Origin of the sequence: Pseudoxanthomonas sp. GW2, from assembly GCF_000283075.1 — a bacterium.
GTDB lineage: Bacteria > Pseudomonadota > Gammaproteobacteria > Xanthomonadales > Xanthomonadaceae > Pseudoxanthomonas.
Genome location: NZ_ALIP01000086.1, coordinates 1 through 20186, shown reverse-complemented (window position 1 = coordinate 20186; position 20186 = coordinate 1). Strand labels below are relative to the sequence as shown.

The following is a 20186-nucleotide window of genomic DNA, read 5'->3' as shown; positions in this document are numbered from 1 at the left end:
CGCCGGCCGCGGGTCAGAAGCGGTAGTCGAAGCCGACCGAGAAGTAACGGCCGCGCAGGTCGTACTGGGTGAAGTCGTATGGCGCGCGGATACCCGGGAACGAGGCGTCGTGCGGCGGTTCCTCGTCCAGCAGGTTCTGCAGCTTGGCGTAAAGGGTCAGCTTCTCGATGCCCTTCCAGGCCAGGTACAGGTCGAACTGGTCGTAGCTGGCCACCCGCGCCTGCTCGGTGCTGCGGGTCTGGGCGTAACCACTGGTGTGGTACCAGGTCAGCGCGGCGCTGTAGTCGCTGTAGTTCCAGTCCAGGGTGGTGGTGAGCTTGCCGCGCGGCAGGGTGAAACTGACGTTGCTGCCGGCGTAGTCGACCAGCGGGCCACCGGCGGTGTTCTGGCGGCGGTACTCCAGCACGTGGGTGTACACGCCCGATACCCCGAAGTCGCCGGCGGTGGCCGAGCGCCAGCGTTGGCGCAGTTCCACGTCGATGCCGGAGGTCTCCAGCTCGGTGAGGTTCTGGTAGCGGTTGTAGACCGCCAGCAGCTTGCCGCGCGCGTCGCGGACCACGTCGGCCGGGTCGTTGCGCTGGACGATGCTGGCGCTGTTGCTGGTGCCGATCAGGTGGTCCAGCTCCACCCGGTACCAGTCCAGGCTCAGGCTGGTGTCGGCCCAGGGCGAGAGCACGATGCCGGCGTTGAAGCTGCGGGTGCGCTCGGGGCGAAGGCCGGTATTGCCCACGGTGAAGAACGTCGGGCTCTGGCGCGAGCCGGGGATGTCCGGGTCGTACGGGTCCACCACCGAGCCGTAGGAGATGTTGGTGCTGGCCGCATTCTCCGACAGCGAGGGCGCGCGGAACCCGCGCGAGGCGGCAGCGCGCACCAGCAGCGCGTCCAGCGGCTGCCAGCGCAGGCTGGCCTTGGGCGAGAACGCGTCGCCGAAGTCGCTGTAGTGATCGCCGCGCCCGGCCAGCTGCAGCTCCAGGCGCTGGTGCAACGGCAGGTTGAACTCGGCGTACACCGCGGTCACCTCGCGATCGCCGTCCACCTCGGCGATCGCCGGGCGGACCTGCAAGCCGGCGTCGATCTGCCAGGGATTGCGCGATACCAGCGACTCGCGGCGCCATTCCACGCCCGCTGCAAACCCCACCTCGCCGGCGGGCAGCTCGAACAGGTGGCCGACGATGCGGGCATCCACGCCGCCCAGGCGCGAATCCGCCGGGCGCACGGTGCTGAGGTTGATCGCATCCAGCACCGCCTGCGGCGTGGCCGCCGGGTCGTGCAGGTTGTAGCTGCCGTCGGCCAGCGCGTCGAACAGCGCCCAGCGGTTGGCGAAGCCGCCGGCCACCCGCTCGTCCTCCTTGCTGCGCGCAAGGAAGCCGGCCGCCTCCCACTCCCAGTCGCCGAGCGTGCCGCGCACGCCGCCGACCACGCGGTAGGCATCGGAGCGGTTGGTCTTGATCGAGCGGCCGACGTTGAAGAAGGTGTACTCGATCGGGGTGTCCACCCCATAGGGGTTGTAGGGATTGCCCGCCGGCAGCACGTTGGGCACCGGCTCGGCCAGGCCGGTATCCGCGTTGAGCGCGAAGCGTCCGCCCTCCAGGGTGAAGAACGGGCTGTTGCCGAACCAGGACGTGCCGCGGACGTAGCTGTACAGCGCCTCGCCGAACACCTCCACGTTGTCGCTCACCCGCCAGGTGGCGTTGGCATACCCCTGCAGGCGCTCGGTGGCGGGGATCAGCGTGGTGTACGGGGCCAGGTTGAAGCCGCAGGTATCGCCGCGCAGGCCGTCGATCGGTGCGCTGGGCACCAGGGTCGTGCCCTGCGGGCAGTTGCCATCGGCATCCAGCAGCGGCACCGACACGCCGCCGACCAGGAAGCGCGCGCCCTTGGCCGACCAGCCGTTCCAGCGTCCGCCGGGGCCGGAATAGATGCCGGAGCGGGTCAGCTCACGCTGGTCCTGGTCCAGGCGCTCGCGCTTGTAGTAGTCCAGGCTGTAGAGGACGTTGAAGCGGTCGCGGTCGAGGTCGCCGAAGCCACCGATCAGCTTGGCCTGGCGCTCGTCCAGCCCGCCCTCGTCGGAGGTGCCGATGCGGCCGCCGATGTCCAGGCCCTCGAAGTTCTGCCGGGTGATGATGTTGACCACGCCGGCCACCGCATCGGAGCCGTATACGGCCGAGGCGCCGTCCTTCAGCACTTCGATCCGCTCCACCGCCACCAGCGGCAGCGCATTGAGGTTGACGAAGGTGTCGGACAGGCCGTTGGCCGGGAAACCGTAGTTGGCCAGGCGACGGCCGTTGAGCAACACCAGGGTGTTCTTCTGCGACAGGCCGCGCAGGCCGATGCCGGCCGAGCCGGACGCCCAGCCGCTGTTGGAAGTCTCGTTGCTGGCGTTGCCGGTATTGGCCGAGATCGAGCGCAGCAGGTCGGCGACGGTGGCCTTGCCCGAGACCTCCAGCTGCTCGCGGCCAATCACCTGGACCGGGTTGGGCCCTTCGGCGTCGGCGCGGCGCAGGTTGGAGCCGGTGACCACGACGGTGGCAAGGGTGCGGCTGTCGCCGCCGGCGGCCTCTTCGGCGCGGGCAATTTCAGGAACGAGCGGAAGCGCGGCCGCAACGGCAGCCGCCAGGATGGCGTGACGGAGCATGGGGGCTGGAGCGGTTGGTTGGGACCGCTCCATTGAGCCACGCGCGCCTATTCATTGATAAATAAGCGTTAATTATTGGCTTATGACCTGTCGTCAGCGCTGATGGCGGAATGGAACCAGCAGGCGCGCCGGGCTTGCGCCGCGTCACGTTCGCCGCAGGGAGCCTGCGGAGCGGATCGTGTTTCAGGCTGGCGCGCGCCCGCTGGGTGCAACCGAATGGGCGATGCACCACTGTGCCGCGTAGTAGGTGGCGAGGATGAAGAGCATCGCCAGCGGCAGGCCGCCGCCGAAGCGGTCCCAGGCCAGCAGGCTGTCACTGAGCACGAACAGCATGCCGCCCAGCGCTGCCGCACGCGCCGGTGCGGCCAGCCGCCGGTCGTGGCGCAGGCTCCAGGCACGGGCCGTGGCAAGCCCGGCCATCAGCATCAGCACGCCGACATAGACCAGCACCGCGACGCGCAGCGCCGCCGGCACACTGGGCAGCAGCAGGACCAGGTTGCAGCCGGCGAATGCCATATAGGCCAGCAATCCCAGTACGCGGGGAACCGTACCTGCGCCAGGAAAGAAGGCGACGATGTAGCAAAGGTGCGCAAGCAGGAATGCCACCAGCCCCGGCACGAACAGGTCCTGCGGCAGCATCAGGAAGACATCGCCCGCCAGCGAGCACGCCAGGCCGGCCAGCACCGCCGCCCGGTAGCGCGCGGATACCGGCGGCGCGGCGCGCATCGCGTAAACAGCAATAAGCACGGTGGCCAGCGGCTTGCAGGCGTAGTGCAGCAGGCGGAATCCGTCGTCCAGCAACGCTCCGGCAATCGCGCCGGCGGCCAGGATGGCGACCGCGGCGCCGGTGGCGCGAAAGCGTGGATCCATCAGCTGCCTGTCCTGTGCGATCGGGGGCGCCATCGTAGCCCGGGCCCGCCGCTGCCACTCCTGCGGATGGTCACGCGCGGCATCGCCCGATCCGCCAGGCATCCGGCATCAATGCGGAGGAGAGCCCCTGCGCGTTCAGAGGGGCGACAGCCCATGCGCCGGATCGGCGCAGACCGTCAGACGACCATCCTCCTCCAGCGCACCGGCCGCCCGTACCCGCATGCCCGGGGCCAGCGCATCGACTTCCACCGGCGCCGCCTTGCACAGGTTCCAGCGCGCCGGCAGCTGCACCACCACCGGGCCGCGTCCGGGCACGTCCAGCTCGACCCGCGCGTGGCCGTCGTAGGCCCAGGGCGCGGTATCGATCGCGGCCACCGTGCCCTCGACCACCGTGGCGCCTCCGGCGGCAGGCGCCTCCCCGCGCGGCGCGGCGCACGCCACCACCGCCAGCAGCACGACAAGCGGGAACGCCAGGGAAAGACGGCCGGAGGATTGCTGCATGCCCCGCTCCACTCGATGGTCTGTCCGCAGCGTAGCCGATAGGCGTGGAGTCCGCATGACAGGATCGTTCCCGGCGACGAGTCAGGCAACTGAACAAAGGCCTTGGTATTGCGACTGAGGAAGGCCTTGCCGCGGCCAATATGGCTTTCACCCGCCTGCAGTGCGGGTACCAATGAGATTGATCACTGAGAACAGTGCGGGGTGATCGCTCAACCGACCTTGCTGACCATCAGCAGCGGATCAAGCAGGCTCGCCAGTCAAGAAGCTGCTGGGAGATCTTCCAGCACTCCTGCTTCTCTGGCCACTCGACGAGCTTCATCGGCACCCTTCCTCTCGCTGTAGCGATCGACCAGATAGGCGCTTCGCCCGCGAACCAGGAGCGTGAACTTGACCAGCTCCTCCATCACGTCCACCACCCGGTCGTAGAACGGAGAGGCGCGCATACGTCCCGCGTCGTCAAACTCCTGCCATGCCTTGGCGACCGAGGACTGGTTGGGAATCGTCACCATCCGCATCCACCGCCCCAGCACCCGCAGAGTGTTGACCACGTTGAACGACTGCGATCCGCCGCACACCTGCATCACCGCCAGCGTCCGCCCCTGGGTGGGACGCACGCTGCCATCCTCGAGGGGCAGCCAGTCAATCTGGTTCTTGAACACGCCGGTGATCGTGCCGTGGCGTTCGGGCGAAACCCAGACCTGACCTTCCGACCACTGCGACCATTCGCGCAGTTGCCGCACCTTCGGATGGTCTTTGCCAACGCTGTCCAGCAGCGGCAGATCGTGTGGATCGAACACCCGCGTTTCGGCGCCGAGGTGGCGCAAGATGCGCTCGGCCTCCAAGGCCAGCTTGCGGCTGTAGGACTGCGGCCGCAGCGAGCCGTACAGCAGGAGGATGCGCGGCGCCGGCTGGCCCGTGTCTGCACCGAGTGCGTCATGGCGAGGGCCGGGAAGCAGGTCGGCGGCCAGATGGGGGAGGTCGAGGAGCGCGGATGATTGCCGTTCGTTATTTATTCGACTATTCTAGAATGATGGAAACGAATCAGGCAATCGCTGCGCTGACGGCGCTGGGCCACGCCACCCGGCTGGCGATCTTCCGGTTGCTGGTCGAGGCCGGGCCCGACGGCCGCATGGCCGGTGAAATCGCGGAAGCGCTGGCCGTCCCCGGCGCAACCCTGTCCTTCCACCTGAAGGAACTCGTCCACGCCGGCCTGATCGGCAGCGAGAGCCGGGGGCGCAACGTCTGCTACCGCGCCAACTTCGAGGCCATGAACGCACTGGTCGCCTACCTGACCCACAACTGCTGCGCGGGCTCCTCGGACGAGAGCTGCCCCCCTGATGTCGCGGCCGCCTGCGCCTGTTGACCCCCTCCCACCTGTCACTCGAGGAACCGTCCCGATGAAGCGTCGCGTCCTTTTCCTGTGCACCGGCAACTCCGCGCGCAGCGTGCTGGCCGAGGCCACGCTCCGCGCCTGGGCCGGCCACCGCTTCGAGGTCTTCAGCGCCGGCAGCCAGCCGGCCGGCACGGTCAATCCCTGGGCGCTTGCCCAGCTGGCGGCCGAAGGCATTGCCACCGCAGGCCTGCGCAGCAAGTCCTGGGATGAGTTCACAACGCCGGACGCGGCACCGATGGATCTGGTGGTGACCGTCTGCGATTCGGCCGCGGCCGAAACCTGCCCCGTCGTGCTCGGGGACTTTCTCCGCGTACACTGGGGGCTTCCAGACCCGGCAGCCGTGGAAGGCGATGATGAGGACAAGCGGGAGGCATTCCGCCAGGCCCACCGCATCGTCAAGGCGCGCCTGCAGGCACTGCTGGCACTGCCGGCCGAGGTCTGGGACGACCGTGCCGCCCTGAAGGACTCGCTCGATCGCATCGGTTTCGTACAGCCTGAAGACGAGGCGTCCGTCCATGGCTGAGGCAACGCCCCGCATGGGGCTGTTCGAGCGTTACCTGACCCTGTGGGTGGCGTTGTGCATCGTGGTCGGCACCGGCTTGGGACATTTCATGCCGGGTGCGTTCGCAGCCCTCGGCGGCATGGAAGTCGCGAATGTCAACCTGCCGGTGGCCGCACTGATCTGGCTGATGATCATCCCCATGCTGCTGAAGGTCGACTTCGGCGCCATGCGGGAAGTGGGCAGGCACTGGCGCGGCATCGGCGTCACCCTGTTCGTCAACTGGGCGGTCAAGCCGTTCTCAATGGCCCTGCTGGGCTGGTTCTTCCTGCGGCATGTCTTCGCCGACTGGCTCCCGGCGGACCAGATCGACTCCTACATGGCAGGGCTGATCCTGCTGGCTGCCGCACCATGCACCGCAATGGTGTTCGTGTGGAGCAACCTGTGCCGTGGCGACGCGAACTTCACGCTCAGCCAAGTCGCGCTCAATGACGCGATCATGGTGGTGGCGTTCGCACCGCTGGTAGCCCTGCTGCTGGGGCTGTCGTCGATCACGGTACCTTGGGACACGCTGGCGCTGTCAGTCGGCCTCTACATCCTGGTGCCGGTCGCGGTCGCAGTCTTCCTCCGTCGCTGGTTGCTTGCACATGGCGGCGAGGCCCGGCTGGATCGGGTGCTCGCTCGTCTCGGGCCTGTCTCGCTGGTGGCACTGCTGGCGACGCTGGTGCTGCTGTTCGGCTTCCAGGGCAGGCAGATCGTCGAGCAGCCCCTGATCATCGCAATCCTGGCGGTGCCGATCCTGATCCAGGTCTACTTCAACTCCGGCCTGGCCTACCTGCTCAACCGCAGGCTGGGCGTCGCCCACTGCGTGGCGGGACCGTCGGCGCTGATTGGTGCCAGCAATTTCTTTGAGCTTGCGGTCGCTACGGCTGTGGCCCTCTTCGGCGTGCACTCGGGCGCGGCGCTGGCCACCGTGGTGGGCGTTCTGATCGAAGTGCCCGTGATGCTGTCGGTGGTCAAGATCGTCAACAACACTCGCCCGTGGTACGAGCGCGAGGTCCGGGCGCAGTAGACCTGGCGGCCGGCAGCCGTTCCGTCGAAGGGGATCAGTATCCGCCTCCAAGGAGGCATCGCCGCTGCCCGGTCAGAACCATCGTTCCCGGCGCTCGCCGGGAACGATGATCAGATCAACGAACTGCGTGCTTGCGCATCGAGTCGCCTTTCAACTCAATGGTGTGCTTGTTGTGCAGCAGGCGATCCAGGATGGCGTCGGCCGCCGTGGGCTCGCCCAGGTAGTCATGCCAGGTCTTCACCGGAAGCTGGGACGTGATCAGCACCGATCCTCCGGGAACGCGGTCGTCGATCACCTCCAGCAGGTGCTGTCGATCCCGGGCAGTGATCGGGGCGACGCCCCAATCATCCAGGATGAGCAACCTGGCCTTGCCCAGCTTCGTACGCAACGCCGGCAAGCTCCCATCCGAGTACGCGACCTCCATGTCCTCCATCAGTCGTGGCATGCGCTGGTAGCTGACCGACAATCCCTTTCGGGCAGCTTCGCGTCCCAGCGCGCAGCCAAGCCAGGTCTTGCCGGTGCCGGTGGGCCCGGTGATGACCACATGTTGGCCACGCTCGATCCACTGGCAGGTCAGGAGATCCATGACCTGGCGCTTGTCGATGCCACGCCGGGCAGAGAAGTCGATGTCCTCGGGCACCGCGCCAGGGGCTTTGAGCTTTGCAGATTTCAGCAGGCGGGTGACACGACGATTCTCCCGCGTCGCCAGCTCCGCATCCACGAGCAACCCGAACCGGTCGTCGAAGGACATGGACTGATAGGACGGACTGGCGAGCTGGAGCAGAACGAGCGCCACATCCAGGTCCTGCGCGAGGTGATGGCCTCGCTTGCCCTCCCCACCCGGCTCGGCTTCGCCATCCCACTGGCGTTCCAGCACTTCGTGCTGGTATCCCCCAGCGCCCGCATCGACCGTCCCAGGCACTTCGACACCCGCCGCGTGATCAAGGCCGACCAGCTGCGCAAGGCCATCTGGCGGGACGTGGACAACGAAAATCCGTTGCTGGGCATCCTGCGTACCGCCGCCAAGTTCGTGTCTTCCGACACCCTGGAAGCCGTGGCCCGCCAGCTGGCTGCGATGTACCAGCCGGCAGGCGACGGCGCATCCGCCCGGGACGCGCGGGTGGCCGCAACCCCGCCGCCGGTCGCGCAGGCCGTGGAAGCACCGCCCGTCGTCGAGGCGGCCGCTGCCCCGGTGTCGCCACCCCAGCCTGCCCTGCCGGCTTGCAAGTCCTGTGGCGGCCGCGAGGGACAGGTGTGCTACGGCAAGTTCGGGTACTACCTCAAGTGCAGCGCCTGCCAGACCAACACCGCCATCCGCTTCACCTGCCTCCCGGGGCATCATCCCCGCCTGCGCAAGTCGGGGCTGGAATTCTTCCGCGATTGCCCCGAGTGCGGGACCAGCGACCTGGTCCACCGCAACAAGGCGTAGCCTCCGCGCACCGACCCAGCTGGCGCCGCGGAACCGTTGCGGGAATCCATACGCGTCCGCGCGCCCCACTCACGGGCGGCCCTGGAAGGTGCGGTAATCCCGGTGCGTTGGGGCGGGCCCCTGCCTCGCTCCCGAGGCAGGGCCTGTCCTGGGCGCCGGACCCGGCGCCCCGCGCCAGCCCCCGGTCGATCCGGACACCCCGCGCCGTTCCAGGTGGCGCGCATCGCGCATTCATGCCCGCAGGCGGGCCTGGATGCATATTCCCTCCGCCCAGGATCGTGTCCGGCCCTGCCCCGGCAACGCGACCTCCTCGTGCATGTCGATCTGCCCGCCCTCCACCCGTCGCGGGAGTGCAGCCGATCCACAGAACCGCCCCGGGCATGCCGCCCGCGGCCACTCACCAAGGAGGAGACGTATGAAGATCGTGACCAGCCTCAGTTTCCGGGGGCAGTGCCGCGAGGCGTTCGAGTTCTATGCCAGGGTGCTTGGCGGCAAGATCACCAACGCCGTGCCCTATTCGATGAATCCCGAAGGGATGCAGTTGGACGAGCGCTACAAGGACTGGCTCATGCATGCCTGGCTGGACGTGGGCGACCAGTCGCTGATGGGCGCGGACATGGACCAGGAGTGGGCGCCCAACATCGACAAGCCCAAGAACGGCTTCGACGTGACCCTGCATACCGACAACATCGACGACGCCCGGCGCTGGTTCGAGCAGCTCTCCGAAGGGGGCCAGCAGACCATGCCCTTTGCCGAGACCTTCTGGTCGCCCGGCTTCGGTGCCTGCGTCGACAGGTTCGGCATCCCCTGGATGATCAATACCGTCCCGGGCCCGGGTTGGCAGCCGGCGTCCTGAGCGCGTTGTCCTGACCGGCCGGGCGGGGCCGCCCCGCCCCCGGGCATGCAGCAACCAGGCACTCGGCAACCGGTGGCGCCTGCGGGCGCACACGGGCGCCACGCGCCTTTCCCGGCGGGATCGCCGCCTCGCGTCCGGCACTGCTCGATGGGGAACCCCGCCTGGCTCCGGACCGGCAAGCAGCGCTCAGCCGGCGGCGGCCTCGCTGCCGGCAAGCATGATGTCCACCGCGGCGCTGCTGGCGGTTTCCAGCAGCGCCTCGAGGCTGGCCACCCCGGCCACGTCCTGCACCCCGGCCACCGCTGGCAGGTCCCAGGCGCGGGACACGCCCTGCCCGATCCGCCGCGCCCAGCGCTGCAGCAGTTCGGCCGTGGTGGTCGCGTCGGGGGCCTGGCATTGCAGGCGCGCGCAGGCGTCGCGCAGGGCCTGCACCACCATGATCGCGCCCAGGCCCTGCATCAGTGCCAACAGCTGCGCGGCAAACACCGCGTCGCGCCCGCGCCCGGAGGCGCTGCGCGCGACCAGCCCGGTTGCCAGTTCGGTGTGTTCCCACACGCGCTCGGGCAGGCTGCCGGTGGCACCGCCCTCCAGCCGCATCACCGGCTGCATCAGCGCCACCGCCACCAGCTGGCGCAGGCCCTCGGTCCCGACCAGCGCCACCGCGCGGTCCAGGCTCTCCACCATGGCGCTCTGCACGCGGTACATCGGGCTGTTGGCCAGGCGCAGCAGGTTGGCCGCCAGCGCCGGGTCGCGGCCGATCACCTCGGCGATCTGGCGCCCGGATGCGCGTTCGTCGTTGAGCAGGCCCAGCAGCTGCGGCAGCAGCTGCGGCCGGCGTGGCAGCCGGGCGCGTTCGTGCACCAGCTGCAGCAGGGCGACCTCGACCTCCGGCAGCAGCCGCGGATCGGGGGCCGGCGCCTGCGCCGGCAGGGCCATCGCCGCCAGGCGCACAGTCCAGTGCTCGCCGGCGTCGCCGGCCTCGTCCTGCGGCATGGAGAAGGTACCGGGCAGCCGCTCCGCGGCAACGGGCTCATGCGGACGACGGGCGTCGGGCACGCCTTGCGCGCGCTTGCGTCCGAACAGCCAGCCGATCCATCGCATGCTTTTCCCCTGTCTGCACCGGGCGTCCGCAGGCGCCCGCAAGCGCGCGATCTTACCGGAGACCACGGGCCGCGCGCGGCCCGCCAGCCTGCCGCCACGCCGCGCGTGGAGCACCGCAGTGGTTGTCGGCAGCGGGCGGCAAAACCTTATGCCTGCGGCTGCGCCAGCACGTAGTCCAGGGCGCCGCGGATGGCCGCCACCTGGGCGGCATTGCACTGCTCCGGGGTGGCCCTGGGGCTGTCCGGGTAGACCTCGGTGGTGGTCACGTAGGGCGCACCGGTGATGCCGGCGCAAAGCCCCAGCTCCACCAGCGGATAGGCGATCACGCCCGGCGCCAGCACCGGCGAGCCGATGATCCGGCCGTCCGCGTCGGCCGGGGCGATATGGGTGACCTTCGCCACCGCCCCGATCACTGCCTGCTGGAACTGCGGCTGCGGGTTGGCGCTGTCGTCCACCACGTAGAAGCCATCGGGGATGTGCCCGGGCTCGAACGGCTTGCCGTCGCGCGCGGCCAGCGCCGGGCGGAACTCGCTCTCGTCGCTGTCGGTGGTCTCGTGCAGGTCCACGTGCAGAAGGAAGCGGCCGCGCAGCGGCGCCACCAGTTCCATCAGCGCCGCCGACTCGCGCGCCGGGCTGGGCTGGCGGAAGGAACGGTTGGGATCGACCGCGTCGGGGTTCCAGCGGTGGATGCGCTCGTATCCCCACGGGCTGACGCAGGGCACGACCAGCAGGTTGATGCGGCCGGCGTAGGCCGCCGCGTGCTCGCGCGCGAACAGCAGCGCGCCCTGCACGCCGCTGGTCTCGTAGCCGTGCACGCCGCCGGTCACCAGCGCCACCGGCAGGCCGTCGTCCCAGCCGCGGCTGCGCAGCGCCAGCAGCGGGTAGCGCTCGCCGGCGTAATCCAGCATGCCGTACTCGAGTACGTCCCAGGCATCGGCCAGTGCGCGCACCGGCGCAACCACCTCGTCGGCATGGCTGCGCCGGCGGCGCTGCATCGCCAGCCACTGCGCCTTTTCCGCCGGGCCCCATGGCTGGCCGGGAATGCCGATCGGATGGAAACGTTGCAGGGTCATGGCGCTCACCAGCTGGGAAAGCGGCGATCCTACCAGTGGCGCGCCGCGCAGCATCGCCGCCGATTGCGTGGAATGCAGTGTTTTGCGTGCTGTTGTCTGCAGATCCGCCACCAGTTCGGCACGGATCGGCGATTTGCGCTATACTTCGCCGGCAATCCGGCAGTCCATCCATCCGCGTGCCCCCTGCCGCGCGCACCAGGCTTCCGGCACAGGCCGCGGCATCCGCGCCGGCCAGGGGCCGCTTCCAGGGCGTCGCCATCCTTATTCCGGTTCTCCACGCCCACCGGTATTCCGGTGCGGATATCGCGCTAGCGCGCACTCCCACTCCCTTCCCCGCGGGGACGACGTCCTGAGCGCGCGCGAGGCCGGCGCTGACTGCAGGCACTGCGATGCAGTGTGCTGCCGCCTGCCGGTCTTGCTGCTGCCGGGCGACCACGTACCCGCCCGGTTCATCGCCATCGACGACCACGGCCTGGAAACCATGGCCAAGGACGAGGACGGCTGGTGCGCGGCCATCGATCCGCTGCACCTGCGTTGCTCGATTTACCAGGACCGGCCCGCCATCTGCCGCCAGTTCGCGATGGGCGGCCGGGCCTGCCTGGACATCCGCGCCCGCTACCGCGACCAGCGGCAGCGCGGCATCCCGCTCACCCTCGACTGACCAAGGAGACGCACATGGCCGTCCGCAAGACCGCTCCCACGTCCACCAAGGGCCGCAAGCTCGCCGATACCGGCAAGGCCTCCAGCACCCTCACCCGCGAGCGCATCGCCCGCGACCTGGAGGCTTTCCGCAAGGCCGGCGGCCGCATCGAAGTGCTCGGCAACACCCCGGTGCTGACCAAGGTGGAAACGCCCGAGACCGCCAACCAGGCCAAGAAGAAGAAGGCGGCCTGAGGCCGCCCGGCGCCTGCACCCCTGCAGGCGCGTGCGCGCATGCAAGCGGGTGCCGGCGCCTGCGTGCACCCCTGCAGGCATGGCCTGCCCCGCGCACCACGGACGGGTGCGGTGGCGCCGCAAAGAAAAACGCCGGCCTTGGGGCCGGCGTTTTTCATGGCACGTCGCGAAGCGGTCAGGCGGCGACGCGGCCGGTCTGCTTCTCTTCGTCGGTGGCTTCGCGCACGTCGGTGATGCGCACGTCGAAGTGCAGGGTCTTGCCCGCCAGCGGGTGGTTGCCGTCGATGCGGACCTGGCGGTCGCCGACCGCGATCACGGTCACCAGCACCGGGCCCTGGCCGCCGTTGGCCTGGAACTGCATGCCCGGCTCGATGCGGTCGATGCCCTGGAACGCCTCACGCGGCACGTCCTGCACCAGGCCTTCGATGCGCTCGCCATAGGCCTCGGCCGGCGGCACGTCGACGGTCAGCGACTCGCCGGCACTACGGCCTTCCAGCGCCTTCTCCAGGCCGGGGATGATGTTGCCGCCGCCGTGGAAATAGCTGAGCGGATGGTCTTCCGGCGAACGGTCCAGGACCTGGCCTGCGTCGTCGGTGAGGATGTAGTGGAACGTGGCCACGCGGGCGGCGGCGATCTCCATGGAAGTGCTCCCTGGTATTGGAAAGGAAAGGGGGGTTGAAGTGGATGGCCGCAAGGACCGGTGGACTCACGGTGCCTCGGTTGCCGCCCACCTTAACGGCTGCGGCCGCGAAGCGCAAACCGCGCCGCGACGCGCATTCAGGCGGAGCCTCCCTTCCGCTTCCGGGCGCCGCCGCTCAGCCTGCCAGCAGGCGCTCCATGTCTTCGTCCTTCTCCCGCCACAGCCCGTTCATCCATTGCTGGAAACGGGCACGGAACGCGCGGTCTTCCTGGTAGTTGCCGGCGACCAGCTCGGGCGGGATGGGCAACTGCCGCACCTTGACCCGGACCATGCCGACGCGGTTGGCCATCAGGTCGACCATCGACGGACGCCCGTCCGGGTAGGCGATGGTGACGTCCAGGATCGAATGCAGGCCCTGCCCCATCGCGTCGATCACGAAGGCCACGCCGCCGGACTTGGGCTTGAGCAGGTGCCGGTACGGCGAGGCCTGCTGCGCGTGCTTGGCCTCGGTGAAACGGGTGCCCTCGACGAAGTTCATGATCGACACCGGGATGTCGCGGAACTTCCCGCAGGCCTTGCGCGTGGTCTCGATGTCGCGCCGCCCCAGCTCCGGGTTCTTCGCGATCTGGCGGCGGGTGTAGCGCCCCATGAACGGGAAATCCAGCGCCCACCACGCCAGGCCCAGCACCGGCACCCAGAACAGCGAGCGCTTGAGGAAGAAGCGCAGCAGCGGCACCTTGCGGTTGAACACCTTCTGCAACACCAGGATGTCGACCCAGCTCTGGTGGTTGGCCAGCACCAGGTAATGGCCGTCGCGGCGCAACTCGGCGGTGCCCTCGATCTCGAAGCGGGTGCGGGTAAAGGCACCCATCATCCAGGTGTTCACCGCGATCCAGCTCTCGGCCAGCCCGGTCAGCACCGGGTTGCAGGCGCGCCACACCGGCCGCAGCGGCAGTACCGCCTTGACCACGCCGGCCAGCAGCACGGGCACCGCATGCACCAGGGTGTTGAGGACGATCAGCAGCAGGATGGGCGGGACCCGCAACAACGGCATGGGGACACCGGAACAAGGGATGTGAAGGGCGCCGCAGCGTAGCAAATCGGCCCACCACCCGAGTGCCTGTTTGGCGTGCATGGCCCAGGCCGGGCCTGGTCCACGGCGCGGCTCGCCGTGCGCACGTTCGGAAAACCCTGACCCCAGGGGCCGGCAATTCCCGATGGTGCGGCCGCGGCGGCCCGGGCATGCTCGTCCCCTTGGCGCCCCCCGACGCCATCGCGCCGGTGCTTCCCCCGCTCCGGTGCACCACGGCCGCCCCCTGGCGGCCGTATTCTTTTCCGCGGCCTCCCGCCAGCGTGGCGGGGTCAGCCGGCCGCGCCCAGGGTGTCGATCAGGTCCTGCACCCGGAACGGCTTGCCCAGGTAGATCACCGAGTCCGGCAACGCCGGCAGCTGCGAGGTGGCGTAGCCGGACACCAGGATGGTGCGGCACCCGGGCCGCGCGGCCTGGGCGGCCTGCGCCACCTCCAGCCCGCTCATGCCGCCGGGCATGCTGATGTCGCTGATGACGAAGTCGAACCCGCCCTCCTGGTCCAGCAGCCGGCGCGCCTGGTGGCCGTCGTGGGCCTCGACCACGGCATAGCCGGCATCCTCCAGCGCCAGGCTGGTGACCATGCGCAGCAGCTCGTCGTCCTCCACGTAGAGCACCTTAGGCATCGGCGGCCTCCCCTGCAGGGATGGCCATGGTCACGCAGGTACCCTCGCCCGGCGCGCTCTCGATGAAGGCGAAGCCGCCGGACTGGCCGGCGAAGCCGAACACCTGGCTCAGGCCCAGGCCGCTGCCGCGGCCGACATCCTTGGTGGTGAAGAAAGGTTCCATGGCGCGCTGGCGCTCGTGCTCCTCCATTCCCGGGCCATCGTCGGCCACGGAGACATACAGGTAATCGCGGCCGGCCACGGCGCCTGGATGCAGCACCGGGTCGGGTCGGGTGATGCGGGTGGCGATGCGGATGGTGCCCGGCTGCTCCATTGCATCGCGCGCGTTGGCCACCAGGTTCACCAGCGCCGCTTCCAGCTGCTCGGCGTCGACCATGACCCGGGTGTCGGCCTCGGCCAGGTCGAACACGCACTGGGTGATCGGGCCGGCGGCGCGGCGGTAGACCTCGGCCGCGCTGCCAATCAGCGCGTTGACGTCGTGCAGCTCCGGTTCCAGGGACTGGCCGCGGGCGAAGGCCAGCATCTGCCGGGTCAGGCGCGCGCCGCGCGCGGCGGCCTGGCGCGCGGCGTCGACCAGCATCTCCCGGCGCCGCCCCTCCGCCGCCGGCAGCAGGTCCAGGCTGGCGGTGATGACCGCCAGCAGGTTGTTGAAGTCGTGGGCGATGCCCAGGGTGAGCTGGCCGACCGCGGCGATCTTCTGCGCCTGGGCCAGCGCCTGCTCGGCCTGGCGGCGCTGCGCGGCCGCCTGGTAGTGCTCGGTGATGTCGCGGGTGACCTTGGCGAAGCCGACCAGCCCGCCGTCGCGGTAGATCGCATCGATCACGATGTGCGCGCGGAAGCGGCTGCCGTCCTTGCGCACGCGCCAGCCTTCGGTCTCGTAGCGGCCCTCCTGGCTGGCGATGGCAAGCACCTGCTCCGGCACGCCGTGCTGGATTTCCTCCGGCGTGTAGAAACAGGAGAAATGCCGGCCGATCACCTCGCTGCCGGTGTAGCCCTTGATCCGCTCGCCGCCGGTGTTCCAGCTGAGGATCGTGCCGGAGGCATCCAGCAGGTAGATGGCGTAGTCGGTGACGCCCTGCAGCAGCAGGTGCTCGCCCTGCGGGCTCGCTGGCGCGCCGGCGTGTGTCATCGCGTGGTGCCGCTCATCGGACAAGTCCCCCTTTCCGGTCCGCAGGGCGTACGGGCCGGCAGAGGATGCCACCGGTGGACCGCCGATGCCATCGGCATGATGTGCTCCAGGCTGCATTTCCAGATTCATCGGATACTGAATACGTCACTTCGCATCGGCCCAGCGGGCCAGGTTCTGGCGGATCGCATCCATGCCGGCCCAGGGGTCCTTGCGCCGCCGGCGCAGCTTCTCCGGTACATCCTTGATCGTGTACAGGTCCGCGCGCGGCAACCGCGCCAGTTCGTTCCAGCCAATGGGCATGGCCACCGGCGCCCCGGGACGGGCGCGCAGCGAATACGAGGCCACCGCCGTGGCGCCGCGGCCGTTGCGCAGGTAGTCGACGAAGATCCTGCGGTTGCGGAAGCGCTTGGTTGCGGTGGCGACGAAGCGGTCCGGTTCGGACCTGGCCAGGGCATCGGCGAATCCGTGGGCGAAGCGCTTGGTCAGCTCCCAGTCGCAGCCCGGCGCCAGCGGCACCACCACGTGCAGGCCCTTGCCGCCGGTCACGCGCAAGAACGACTCCAGCTCCAGCGCTTCCAGCTGCCGCCGGATGTCGACCGCCGCCTTCTTCACCTCGGAAAACGGCACGTCCGGCCCGGGATCGAGGTCGAACACCACGCGGTCGGCGGAATCGGGGTTGTCGGCGTGCGCGCCCCATGGATGGAATTCCAGCGCGTTGAACTGCACCAGCTCCATCAGTGCGGCCGCATCCTCCACCACGAGGTAATGCGCGTTGGTGCCGCTCTCCTCCTTGAGCTTCACCGAGGCCACCCGTTCCAGCCCGGCGGTCAGATGCTTCTGGAAGAAGCAAGGCTTGCCGGTGCCGGAGGGACAGCGGATGACCGAAAGCGGGCGGCCGGCGATTTCCGGCAGCAGGTGGTCCATCACCGCCGTGTAGTAGTCCCACACGTCCTGCTTGGTGGCGCGGATATCGGGGAACAGCACCTTGGCGGGGCTGGAGAGCTTCGGCCAGTCCCGGGTCTGGGTGGCGGCCTTGCGCCGGCGGGCGGATGCCGGACTGGCCTTCGCCCCCGTGGCCGTGCCAGTGCGGGCCTTCGCCGAGGCGCGTGCCGGCGTGGCGGCGACTTTGCCTGCTGCCGTGGACTTCTTCGCAGCGGCCCTGGTCGCAGCTTGCGTGGCCTTCCCCGCTGCCGGCTTCGCCGCTTTTCTGGTGGCCGTCTTCTCCGCATTCTTGCGCGCGGGCGCCTTCTTCGCCGCCTTCCTGCCGCCCTTCGCTGCCATCGCCTCCTCCTCCGCGACGCCCGGACCGCGGTCGCTGTCGTACAGGTCGGCGATGTCCTTGTCCGGCCGCAGCGCCTTGAGCGAGGCCTGGCGCAGCAGCTCCTGCCCGCCGATGCCGCGGTAGAACACCTCCACCACCAGCCGCGGCGGCACCCAGGTGGCGCGGCGCAGCGCGGTGTCCATCGCCGGCACGAACGCGGTCGGCTTGCTGCCGGCGTCCTGCGCCAGCCGCGGCGCCAGTTCGCGCAGCTGCTCATCGCTGAAGCCGGTGCCCACCCGGCCGACGTAGCGCCAGCCATGCTCCGCATCCGGCCTGGCCAGCAGCAGCGAACCGAAGCCGGTGCGGCTGCCGCGCGGCGCGGTATAGCCGACGATGGCGAACTCGTCGCTGGCCAGCTGCTTGGTCTTGCGCCAGTCGTCGCCACGCCCGGGGCGGTAGGGCCGGTCCGCGCGCTTGGAAATGATGCCCTCGAAGCTGCGCTCCGCCGCCAGCGCCGCCGCCTGCGCACCGTCGCCGGGGATATGCGAACTGAGCGCCAGGTGCGCCGGCCCCTTCGCCAGCACCTCCTGCAGCAGTTGCTTGCGTTCCAGCAGCGGCGCCTCGCTGATGTCCACGCCGTCCACGTGCAGCAGGTCGAACAGCACGTAGGCCAGCACCCCGGGGCGCTCCCCGGACAGCGTGGCCTGCAGCAGGTTGAAGTCCTCGCGCGTGCCGCTGCCGGCGATCAGCTCGCCGTCCAGCGCCGCGCTGCGCAGGCCCAGCGCCTTGATGGCGTCGCGGATCTCCGGGATGCGGTCGGTCCATTCCAGCGCGTTGCGCGACCACAGCCGCACCTCGCCGTCGCGCACCGTGGCCAGGATCCGGTAGCCGTCCCACTTGATCTCGTGCAGCCACTGCTCCCCTTCCGGGGCGTTCTGGCCCAGCCGCGCCAGCTGCGGCTGGAACGGGCCCTCCGGCGCTTCGGCCGCGCGCGCGCCGGGCAGGGCCAGGGCGCGCTTCTTCCAGTCCTTGTGCCTGGCGCGCGGCGCTGGCACTTCCGCCAGGCGCTTGCGGGTGGGCTTGCCGCGGCCGGCGCGCCTGCGGTCCTCCTCCGGCGCAGGCGTGACCTCGGCCAGCAGGTCGTCGGCCTCCAGGCTCCCGGCCCAGGCGTCCTTGTCCTTGAACAGCAGCCACTGCGGCTGCCGTGCCGGCTTGCCGGAGCGCACCAGGTGCCAACCCCCCTTGAGCTTGCTGCCGTGCAGCTCGAAGCGCAGGTGGCCCTTGGCCAGCTGCTCCTCGGGATCGCCCTCGGTGGACCACACGCCATGGTCGAAGCGCGCCACGTGGCCGCCGCCATACTCGCCCCTGGGAATCTCGCCCTCGAAGCCGGCGTAGTCCAGCGGATGGTCCTCGACCTCCACCGCCATGCGCTTGACCGCCGGATCGTAGCTGGGCCCCTTGGGCACGGCCCAGCTCTTGAGGGCGTCGCCCACCTGCAGGCGGAAGTCGTAATGGCGGCGGCTGGCGTGGGGCAGCTGGACCACGAAGATCGGCCGCTGCCCGCGCGGCGCCGGCTTGCCGGGCTCCGGCTCGCGGGTGCGGTCGAAGCTGCGCTTGCGCTGGTAGTCGACCAGGCTCATGCCGGCCCGTCAGCGCCCCAGGTGGCGGCGCACCGCGTCGGCCGTGGACCCGACCGCGGCCACGGCCTCGCGCAGCTGCTGCTCGCTCACGCCGAGCGCCTCGGTCCAGTAACGGACCTCGTAGTCCTCGGAGAGGTTGATGCGGTCGCGGTCGGGCGAGCCGACCTCCTTCCTGTCGTCGGACATGGCCGGGCTCCAGCGTGGGGGAGCCACTACGCTGCGCCACCTCCCGTCGCGCAGCCGTGAACCGGCGCCGCCGCGGCGGCGTCGTTCAGCGACGGGAACCGCTCAGTAAACGTAGGACCAGGTCTGGCCTTCGCCGCCGTGGCTGCGCACGCGCCACCAGGTGCGGGACAGGCGCTCGGTGCCGCGGCTGCGGGCGATCAGCATCTCGCCCAGCTTGATCGTGGTGGTCACCTCCACCGTCGCGCTGCGGCGGCCCGGCGCGACGCGGATGGAACCGATGTCCACCCGCACGTCGAACGCGATCAGGCCACGGCTGCGGGCATGCAGCCGACGCAGTTCCTCCATGGTCTGGCGGGTCATCTCGCAGGTGCCATCGCTGTCGAGCACCGTCTCGCCCAACCGGCGACCGTCGGCGTACTGGACCAGCCTGGCGCGGTAATCGCCGGCCAGGTCCTTGCACATCGCCTCGTGGTCGAAATCGCGGAACGCGACCAGCTGGCGGTCGTAGAACTGGCGCACCTGCGCCTCGTCGATCGTCCAGCCCCGGTTCCAGGCGACGAACGCAACCGTCGCCAGCACGACCAGGGCAATCAGCCTTCCCAGCATCCCTTCCCCTCCCCTGCAGTACCCCTTTACGGCGACACCAGCGTGGCGGCGCCGCCTCCCGTCGATCGTTACCGGAAGGTCCGACCAGATACTGCAAGGGCGTCCCTGCCGTGCAATGGCGGGAAGTCTAGCAAACCCGCGACACCAGCCGTTGTCCGCTCCCGGCCTGCCCCGCCGACCGCGGACGGGGCCGGCCTACTCCGGGGCCCTGGGCTGCCGCGCGGCGGCTTCGCGAGCCTCGCGGGCCGCCTTTTCCTTTTCCATCTTGTCCTTGTCGTGGTGCCACTTGATCGCGAAGAACATCGCGACGCCCAGCACCACGACCTTGAACACGATGAAGACCACGGGGAACCAGTCTGCCGACATGGCGTGCAACCTCTTATGCGGATACGGAAAACGCCCGCCGCGCGGCGGCACGTCCCAGCCACCACCACGGCCACTTCCAGCCTGCCCGCAAGCATCCTCCAGCGGCCCCGGACCAGGATCGCGAGCGACCACCATCGGCGATCCCCGGCCCCTCCGGCTTGTCCGAAGGCAACTGGTCCGACGCATATGATCGCACCGCAGCATGCGCGGTGGCCAACGGCAGCCCGAAGGCTAGCGAAATCCGTTGCGCCCCTAGGTTCGGAGCGTCGGATACCCTCTGAATCGCCCCGGCTTCTGTAGACACCCCGAAGCCTCAAATTGA

General features: G+C 69.6%; 22 protein-coding genes. 7 read left to right on the top strand and 15 right to left on the bottom strand.

Annotated elements, in window-relative coordinates; translation table 11 throughout:
* Nucleotides 1-13 precede the first annotated feature (13 nt).
* The 4 genes from B351_RS0106120 to arsH form a co-directional block, all read right to left on the bottom strand.
* Nucleotides 14-2635, bottom strand: a complete 2622-nt coding sequence (locus B351_RS0106120) for a TonB-dependent siderophore receptor (protein WP_019398167.1) — start codon at nt 2633-2635, stop codon at nt 14-16.
* Between the two features lie 183 nt (nt 2636-2818).
* A complete protein-coding gene (locus B351_RS0106115) occupies nt 2819-3538 on the bottom strand; it encodes a lysoplasmalogenase family protein (RefSeq protein WP_019398166.1) in 720 nt (239 codons plus the stop codon).
* 102 nt (nt 3539-3640) lie between these two features.
* Entirely contained in the window at nt 3641-4006 is a 366-nt protein-coding gene (locus tag B351_RS0106110) for a hypothetical protein (protein WP_050992149.1), read from the bottom strand.
* A gap of 257 nt (nt 4007-4263) precedes the next feature.
* The gene (arsH, locus tag B351_RS0106105) at nt 4264-5019 is read right to left on the bottom strand and encodes an arsenical resistance protein ArsH (RefSeq protein ID WP_026010427.1); all 756 of its coding nucleotides are present in this window, start codon (nt 5017-5019) and stop codon (nt 4264-4266) included.
* Between the two features lie 17 nt (nt 5020-5036).
* Here arsH and B351_RS0106100 point away from each other — a divergent pair, with 17 nt between their 5' ends.
* From B351_RS0106100 to arsB, 3 genes are read left to right on the top strand one after another with little or no spacing between them, the layout of a single operon-like run.
* Nucleotides 5037-5369 carry a helix-turn-helix transcriptional regulator gene (locus tag B351_RS0106100; RefSeq protein WP_026010426.1) on the top strand — a complete coding sequence of 111 codons (333 nt, stop codon included), beginning with the start codon at nt 5037-5039 and terminating at the stop codon, nt 5367-5369.
* Between the two features lie 34 nt (nt 5370-5403).
* Nucleotides 5404-5922, top strand: coding sequence for an arsenate reductase ArsC (locus B351_RS0106095; RefSeq protein WP_019398161.1), 519 nt, complete (start codon nt 5404-5406; stop codon nt 5920-5922).
* A 13-nt stretch (nt 5923-5935) separates the two neighbouring features.
* Nucleotides 5936-6970, top strand: coding sequence for an ACR3 family arsenite efflux transporter (arsB, locus tag B351_RS0106090; RefSeq protein WP_019398160.1), 1035 nt, complete (start codon nt 5936-5938; stop codon nt 6968-6970).
* 115 nt (nt 6971-7085) lie between these two features.
* Here the strand turns inward: arsB and istB are convergent, their stop codons facing one another.
* Nucleotides 7086-7766 carry an IS21-like element helper ATPase IstB gene (istB, locus tag B351_RS17970; RefSeq protein ID WP_019398159.1) on the bottom strand — a complete coding sequence of 227 codons (681 nt, stop codon included), beginning with the start codon at nt 7764-7766 and terminating at the stop codon, nt 7086-7088.
* Between the two features lie 21 nt (nt 7767-7787).
* On the opposite strand from istB, the gene B351_RS17965 reads away from it, so the two are divergent.
* The gene (locus tag B351_RS17965) at nt 7788-8399 is read left to right on the top strand and encodes a hypothetical protein (protein ID WP_019398158.1); all 612 of its coding nucleotides are present in this window, start codon (nt 7788-7790) and stop codon (nt 8397-8399) included.
* A gap of 415 nt (nt 8400-8814) precedes the next feature.
* A complete protein-coding gene (locus tag B351_RS0106075) occupies nt 8815-9255 on the top strand; it encodes a VOC family protein (RefSeq protein WP_019398157.1) in 441 nt (146 codons plus the stop codon).
* A 186-nt stretch (nt 9256-9441) separates the two neighbouring features.
* Here the strand turns inward: B351_RS0106075 and B351_RS0106070 are convergent, their stop codons facing one another.
* The gene (locus tag B351_RS0106070) at nt 9442-10356 is read right to left on the bottom strand and encodes an HDOD domain-containing protein (RefSeq protein ID WP_026010425.1); all 915 of its coding nucleotides are present in this window, start codon (nt 10354-10356) and stop codon (nt 9442-9444) included.
* Between the two features lie 146 nt (nt 10357-10502).
* Nucleotides 10503-11429 carry a M14 family metallocarboxypeptidase gene (locus tag B351_RS0106065; RefSeq protein WP_026010424.1) on the bottom strand — a complete coding sequence of 309 codons (927 nt, stop codon included), beginning with the start codon at nt 11427-11429 and terminating at the stop codon, nt 10503-10505.
* A 415-nt stretch (nt 11430-11844) separates the two neighbouring features.
* Here B351_RS0106065 and B351_RS0106060 point away from each other — a divergent pair, with 415 nt between their 5' ends.
* Both B351_RS0106060 and B351_RS0106055 read left to right on the top strand, forming a co-directional pair.
* Nucleotides 11845-12090 (top strand): YkgJ family cysteine cluster protein, encoded by a 246-nt coding sequence (locus tag B351_RS0106060; RefSeq protein ID WP_039731079.1) that lies wholly within the window; start codon nt 11845-11847, stop codon nt 12088-12090.
* A gap of 14 nt (nt 12091-12104) precedes the next feature.
* Nucleotides 12105-12323 (top strand): hypothetical protein, encoded by a 219-nt coding sequence (locus tag B351_RS0106055; RefSeq protein ID WP_019398153.1) that lies wholly within the window; start codon nt 12105-12107, stop codon nt 12321-12323.
* 175 nt (nt 12324-12498) lie between these two features.
* Here the strand turns inward: B351_RS0106055 and B351_RS0106050 are convergent, their stop codons facing one another.
* From B351_RS0106050 to B351_RS17780, 8 genes are all read right to left on the bottom strand, one after another.
* Nucleotides 12499-12963, bottom strand: coding sequence for a peptidylprolyl isomerase (locus tag B351_RS0106050; RefSeq protein ID WP_019398152.1), 465 nt, complete (start codon nt 12961-12963; stop codon nt 12499-12501).
* A gap of 175 nt (nt 12964-13138) precedes the next feature.
* Nucleotides 13139-14017 (bottom strand): acyltransferase, encoded by an 879-nt coding sequence (locus tag B351_RS0106045; protein WP_019398151.1) that lies wholly within the window; start codon nt 14015-14017, stop codon nt 13139-13141.
* A gap of 308 nt (nt 14018-14325) precedes the next feature.
* Nucleotides 14326-14676, bottom strand: coding sequence for a response regulator (locus B351_RS0106040; protein WP_039731056.1), 351 nt, complete (start codon nt 14674-14676; stop codon nt 14326-14328).
* On the bottom strand, nt 14669-15805 hold the full coding sequence (locus B351_RS0106035; protein ID WP_019398149.1) for a PAS domain S-box protein: 1137 nt from the start codon (nt 15803-15805) through the stop codon (nt 14669-14671). The genes B351_RS0106040 and B351_RS0106035 overlap by 8 nt, the downstream gene beginning before the upstream one ends.
* Before the next feature lie 144 nt (nt 15806-15949).
* Nucleotides 15950-18706, bottom strand: coding sequence for a non-homologous end-joining DNA ligase (gene ligD, locus B351_RS0106030; RefSeq protein WP_019398148.1), 2757 nt, complete (start codon nt 18704-18706; stop codon nt 15950-15952).
* Between the two features lie 9 nt (nt 18707-18715).
* Nucleotides 18716-18892, bottom strand: coding sequence for a DUF3606 domain-containing protein (locus B351_RS17270; RefSeq protein ID WP_019398147.1), 177 nt, complete (start codon nt 18890-18892; stop codon nt 18716-18718).
* Nucleotides 18893-18994: 102 nt separating this feature from the next.
* Entirely contained in the window at nt 18995-19498 is a 504-nt protein-coding gene (locus B351_RS0106020; RefSeq protein ID WP_019398146.1) for a hypothetical protein, read from the bottom strand.
* 195 nt (nt 19499-19693) lie between these two features.
* Nucleotides 19694-19864 carry a hypothetical protein gene (locus B351_RS17780; RefSeq protein WP_019398145.1) on the bottom strand — a complete coding sequence of 57 codons (171 nt, stop codon included), beginning with the start codon at nt 19862-19864 and terminating at the stop codon, nt 19694-19696.
* Between the last annotated feature and the right edge of the window lie 322 nt (nt 19865-20186).